Below are 6,279 nucleotides of genomic sequence, written 5' to 3' on the forward strand. Positions count from 1 at the left end.
CCCCCTTCGCCCCCGCTGCCGCGGCGGGCTCCGCCGGTGCGGGCCGGGCCGGCTCGGACGACGGGGACGGCACCGGGAACGGCGAGGCCGCCGGGCTCAGGCCGCCGAAGCCGTTGTTGCCCGCCGGGCCGACGACGCCCGGGCCGGCCGGGCCGGCCGGTGCGGCGGGGATGTCGCCGAAGGAGGACGGCTGGCTCTCGCCGGCGGGACCGCCCGCGACGAGGGCCGGCGGCACGATGACCTCGGCGACGGTGCCCGCGGCGTTGGCGCGCGGAGACAGCCGCACCCGGAGCCCGCCGCGCTGGGCGAGGCGGGCGACGACGAACAGACCCATCCGGGACGGCACCTGGGCGTCGAGCGTGCCCGGGGTGTTGAGGCGCGCGTTGAGCTCGGCGAGCTCGGTCGGCGGGATGCCGACACCGGAGTCGGTGACCTCGAGGTGCAGGCCGCCGTCCGGCATGAACTGCGCCGTGAGCAGGATCGGGCTCGTCGGCGGCGAGTACATGGCCGCGTTGTCGAGGAGCTCGGCGAGCAGGTGGATGAGACCACCGGCGGCGGGGCCCGCGATCGCGGTGCCGCTGATCGGCTGCAGCCGGACCCGCTCGTACTGCTCCATCTCGCTCGTCGCGGCGCGGAAGATGTCCGCGACCGGCACCGGCGCGGCGCTGCGCGTGCGCACCGTCGAGCCCGCGAGCACGAGGAGGTTGTCGTTGTAACGGCGCATCCGCGCCGCGAGGTGGTCGAGGCGGAAGAGGTTCCGGAGCTGGTCCGGGTCCTCCTCGGTGCTCTCCAGCTCGTCGATGATCGACAGCTGCTTCTCGACCATGGACTGCGAGCGGCGCGACATCGAGACGAACGCCTCGTCGATGGCCTGCCGCAGGCGGACCTGGGCGGTCGCCAGCCGCAGCGCCTCGGTCGTCAGACCGTCGACGGCCGCGGCGACCTCGAGCGTCTCGGGACCGGCCGCGGTGCCCGGCGGGAGGACGGGCGGCAGCGCGGGGACGGCGTCCGGGCCCTGGCGCTCGATCTGGCGGACGGCGGCCGGCAGCCGGACCGTCGCGGCCTCGACGGCGGCCGAGCGCAGCCGGCGCAGCGGCACCGTGACGGTCTTGGAGATCGCCGCGGCGAGCAGGATGCCGATGACGAGCATCGCCAGGGCGATGCCGATGACGAGCGCGGTGCGCAGCAGGGCGGCGCGGGCGACGTCCTCGGCGATGGCGTTCGTGTCGTCGGCCATCCGGGTCAGCGCGTTGTCGATCCGCTGGACGCGCTGGCCGGCGACCTCGGAGAACTCGATCGCCTTGCCGACGCGGAAGTCCTCACGGGGGTCGATGGCCGTGCTGAGGTTGACGATGTCGCGGCGGAACCGCTCGATCGTGTCCGCGTCCGTGCTCTGCGCCGTGTTGAGCAGCTCGACGGCGTTCGCCGTCGCGAACCGCTGGGCGATGCTCGCCTGGATCGCCTGGGTCTGGATGTAGGTCAGGTAGTTCCCGAGCGACTGGGCAGAGATCTTGTCGCCCGGCACGACCGGGGCCTTCGCGAGGAGGACGGCACCCTCGGTGCGCTCGGACGACGCGGCGTCCGCGAGGCCGGACATCGCCGAGATCGTCGTCGCGGCGGCGGCCAGACGGCCGTCCGCGGTCGCGGTCGTCAGGTCACGGGCGAGGGAGTTCGTCAGGCCGAGGTGGACGCGCAGCGCCCGCTGGTAGGCGGTGTCGGCGAAGCTGTAGTTCCGGTTGCTCTTGGCGTCCTTGCGGGCCTGGGCGAGGTCGCCGGCGCTGTCCTGGATCTCCTTGCCGGCGAGCGTGGCGTCGGCGGACCAGCCGCCCGAGGGCGGGGACTCCAGCGAGGTCTGCAGCGCGGCGCGGGCGTCGTCGGTCTTGGCGATGAGCGTGTCGAGGCGCGCGATGCTGTTCTTGTCCGGCCCGCTGCCACCGGCGCCGATCGAGGCACCGACGATGGCCTGGTTGATCTCCTCCTGCAGCGCCAGCGTGGCCTCGCCCGACAGGACGATCGCCTGGGAGATCGCCTGCGCGCGGCGGGCGTCCTGGAGGTTGCCGAACGCGCTGTACCCGAGCAGGGCACCCGCGGCGAGGATGATGACGAGGGGCGGCGCCACGAGCGCCGCGAGCTTGCGGCGGATCGGCCAGCCCGACAGCCCGCGCGAGCGCGCGACGGGTCGCGACGACGGTGCGGGGACGGGCTCCGGCGGACTGGCGGCCTCGGCGATGGCCGTTCCGTGTCGCGGCACCGTGATCCTCCCTGGCCAGAGACGGCATGTCCGGTCGAAGACCCTCGGCTGACCGACCCTGGGGAGTGCGACCGGGTGCCGGGCTCCGCAGCGCTGCGACGGCCGACGGGTCGGGCGGACCTGACGAGACGTTTCGTGACACTCGTACGTGACGGACTGCGTGCGACGGACTTCGTTCGTTCACTGCATGGTGCGTATTTCTGGAGCTGTGGTGCTGCTCAGCCGTGTTGCTGCGCCGACGACGGTGGCGACGCCACGACAATGCAGACCCGAGGTTACGCGCTAGCACGCCCCGCCGTGAACTGTGCGTGAGCGGCGGGGTCCCCCCTGCCGCAACATCGTTGCCCACAGGAGTTCTTCGATAACAAAGAGTTGCCAAAATACCCGGCAAAAAGTCGGGATTATCCGAAAAGGTAACCCTTCGTGCTCGCCTGAACGGTGATTCGTCGCGTCGTCCGCAACGACCTCGATGCGGGTGCACGGCTCCGGCGGGGTTACCGTCGTGTGCTGCAACGGGCGATCGGGGCGTAGCCGACGGGGCCCGGGCGAGGACGCATCCCGCCCACGACGTGCGGCGAAGCACCCGGATCGAGAGGTAGCGCGTGGCCACCAGCAAGGCGCCCAGCGGGCGACGGCTCGTCATCGTCGAGTCGCCCAGCAAGGCTCGCAAGATCGCCGAGTACCTCGGCGCGGGCTTCGACGTCGAGGCGAGCGTCGGCCACATCCGCGACCTCCCCCAGCCGAGCGAGCTGCCCGCCGAGCTGAAGAAGGGCCCCTTCGGCAAGTTCGCCGTCGACGTCGAGCACGGCTTCGAGCCGTACTACGTCGTCGACGCCGACAAGAAGAAGAAGGTCTCCGAGCTCAAGCGGATGCTCAAGGACGCCGACGAGCTCTTCCTCGCGACGGACGAGGACCGCGAGGGCGAGGCCATCGCGTGGCACCTGCTCCAGGTGCTCGAGCCGAAGGTCCCCGTCCGCCGGATGGTCTTCCACGAGATCACCCGCGAGGCGATCCAGCGGGCGCTCGCCGACACCCGGGCCCTCGACGAGCGCCTCGTCGACGCCCAGGAGACCCGGCGCATCCTCGACCGGCTCTACGGCTACGAGGTCTCGCCGGTCCTGTGGCGCAAGGTTCGCGCCGGGCTGTCCGCCGGCCGCGTCCAGTCCGTCGCCACCCGCCTCGTCGTCGAGCGCGAGCGCGAGCGGATGGCCTTCCGGTCCGCCTCCTACTGGGACGTCACCGGTGTCTTCGCCCCGCCGTCCGACTCCGCCTTCGGCGCCAAGCTCGTCGCCCTCGACGGCACCCGGGTCGCGACCGGCCGGGACTTCGACGACCGCGGCCGGCTCACCACGGCCGCCGCGAACGCCGCCGTCGCCCACCTCGACGAGGCCGCGACCCGCGCGCTCGTCGCGGCGATCGACGGCGCCGGGTCCGTCGTCCGCAGCGTCGACGAGAAGCCGTACACCCGCAAGCCCGCGGCGCCGTTCACGACGTCGACCCTCCAGCAGGAGGCCGGCCGCAAGCTGCGGATGTCGACCCGGCAGACCATGCGCGTCGCGCAGGGGCTGTACGAGAACGGCTACATCACCTATATGCGTACCGACTCGACGAACCTGTCGGACGAGGCGGTCACCGCCGCCCGCCGGCAGGCCACCGAGCTGTACGGCGCCGAGTACATCCCCGAGCGCCCCCGGGTCTACGCGAGCAAGGCGAAGAACGCGCAGGAGGCCCACGAGGCGATCCGCCCGGCCGGGGACTCCTTCAAGACCCCCGCCCAGGTCGCCGGCGAGCTGCGCGGCGACGAGTTCCGGCTCTACGAGCTCGTCTGGAAGCGCACGGTCGCCTCGCAGATGTCCGACGCGCGCGGCTCGACCGCCTCGGTGCGGATCGGGGTGCCGGTCCCGTCGGGGTCGGTGACCCTGCCCGCGCCGGTGCTGGACGGCGTCCCCGCCCAGGCCCGCGTCGTCCGGGAGGCCGAGTTCGCGGCGTCCGGCACGGTCATCACCTTCCGCGGCTTCCTCGCCGCGTACGAGGAGGGCCGCGACGAGGACCGCAACACCGAGGCGCAGAACGACGAGCGCCGGCTGCCCGCGCTCGCGGTCGGCGACGGGCTCGACGTCCGCGACCTCGCCGCCGACGGCCACGAGACCTCGCCGCCGCCGCGCTACACCGAGGCCAGCCTGGTCAAGGCGCTCGAGGAGCGCGGCATCGGCCGGCCGTCGACGTACGCGGCGACGATCTCGGTCGTCCAGGACCGCGGCTACGTGACGAGCAAGGGCAGCGCCCTGGTCCCGACGTGGCTCGCGTTCGCCGTGACCCGGCTGCTCGAGGACCACTTCGGCCGCCTCGTCGACTACGACTTCACCGCCTCGATGGAGGCCGACCTCGACCGGATCGCCGCGGGCGACGAGGACCGGTCGGCGTGGCTGTCCCGGTTCTACTTCGGGCCCGGCGGGGCCGACGGGCTCGGCACGTCGTCGGCCGGCGCCGGGCCGGACGGCGGGGACGCCACCAAGTTCGACGGCGGCCTCAAGCCCCTGGTCGACAACCTCGGGGACATCGACGCGCGCGACATCAACACGGTCGTCCTCGGCGAGGGCATCGTGCTGCGGGTCGGCCGCTACGGCCCCTACATCGAGGCCCCGGCCACCGAGGAGGGCGGCGAGCCGCGCCGCGCGAGCGTCCCGGACGACGTCGCGCCCGACGAGCTGACCGTCGCCAAGGCGCTCGAGCTGCTCGAGACGTCCGGCGACGGCGACCGGGTGCTCGGCACCGACCCGGCGACCGGGCGCGAGATCGTCGCGCGGGCCGGCCGGTTCGGCCCGTACGTCACCGAGGTGCTCGGCGACGACGCCCCGAAGAACACCAAGCCCCGCACGGGCAGCCTCTTCAAGTCGATGGACCTGCAGACCGTCGCCCTCGACGAGGCGCTGCGCCTGCTGTCCCTGCCCCGGCTCGTCGGCACCGACCCGGAGTCGGGCGAGGAGATCACCGCGCAGAACGGCCGGTACGGGCCCTACCTCAAGAAGGGCACCGACTCGCGGTCGCTCACGGCCGAGGACCAGATCTTCGACGTGACGCTCGAGGAGGCCCTGGCGATCTACGCGCAGCCCAAGCAGCGCGGCCGGGCCGCCGCCGCGCCGCCGCTGCGCGAGCTCGGCCCGGACCCGGTGTCCGGCGGGCCGATCGTCGTCAAGGAGGGCCGCTTCGGCCCGTACGTCACCGACGGCACGTCGAACGCGACGCTGCGCAAGGGTGACGAGGTCGAGACGGTGACCCTGGAGCGCGCCGCCGAGCTGCTCGCCGAGAAGCGGGCCAAGGGCCCGGTCTCCGCGCGTCGTCCGGCGAAGAAGGCCCCGGCCAAGAAGGCCGCCGCGAAGAAGACGGCGGCGGGCGACTCGGCCCCGGCCAAGAAGGCGGCCGCGAAGAAGACGACCGCCAAGAAGACGACCGCCAAGAAGGCGGCGGCGAAGAAGACCGCGGCCAAGAAGACGGCGGCCGCAGCGCAGTAGCCCGGCCCGCAGGCAGCCCGCGCGTCCCCCGCGCGGGCTGTCGCGTCGTCCGGCCCCGGGTTACCGTGGCGGGTCGGGTGGATGCCGGCTGCTGGGGTCGCCGATGATCACATGGGTCCGTCGTCGGGACGGGGACGTCGACCCCTTCCGCGTGCTCGAGGTCCAGACGGCGCTGACACGGGTCTGCCGGGCGCTGCGCGAGGTCGAGGCGGACGACGTCCGGTTCGCCAAGGCGCACCACCTGCGGGCCCTGCGCCTGGCGTACGACGGGCTGCTCGACGAGGCCTGCCGGCTCGCTCAGGTCGCCCCGGAGGAACTGCCTGACACCGGGCCGCTACGCCGCGTCGTCGCGGAGGCCCACCTGGGGTCCCGTGGCTGGGAATGGTGATCTCGCGGGCGTGACGTGGTGTCACATCCCGCGGCTACCCTGACCCGGTGGCACGGCACACGGACGCTCCTCAGCCCGACGACGGCACCCCCACGCCCGCGAGATCACCATTCCCAGCCACGGGACCC

The 6,279-nt window shown here is 73.3% G+C and carries 3 protein-coding genes; 2 read left to right on the plus strand and 1 reads right to left on the minus strand.

Going from position 1 to position 6,279, the window contains the following annotated elements; all coding sequences use genetic code 11:
• Positions 1 to 2,251, minus strand: a 2,251-nt coding sequence (locus tag EDJALFJO_RS26215) for an ATP-binding protein (RefSeq protein ID WP_143448794.1), incomplete at its 3' end; no start/stop codon positions are given.
• Between the two features lie 602 nt (positions 2,252 to 2,853).
• Here EDJALFJO_RS26215 and topA point away from each other — a divergent pair.
• Positions 2,854 to 5,763, plus strand: a complete 2,910-nt coding sequence (topA, locus tag EDJALFJO_RS26220) for a type I DNA topoisomerase (protein WP_088289278.1) — start codon at positions 2,854 to 2,856, stop codon at positions 5,761 to 5,763.
• 151 nt (positions 5,764 to 5,914) lie between these two features.
• On the plus strand, positions 5,915 to 6,151 hold the full coding sequence (locus EDJALFJO_RS26225) for a hypothetical protein (RefSeq protein ID WP_233150040.1): 237 nt from the start codon (positions 5,915 to 5,917) through the stop codon (positions 6,149 to 6,151).
• Positions 6,152 to 6,279: the final 128 nt, after the last annotated feature.

The organism is Kineosporia sp. A_224, assembly GCF_002198655.1.
Lineage (GTDB): Bacteria > Actinomycetota > Actinomycetes > Actinomycetales > Kineosporiaceae > R-H-3.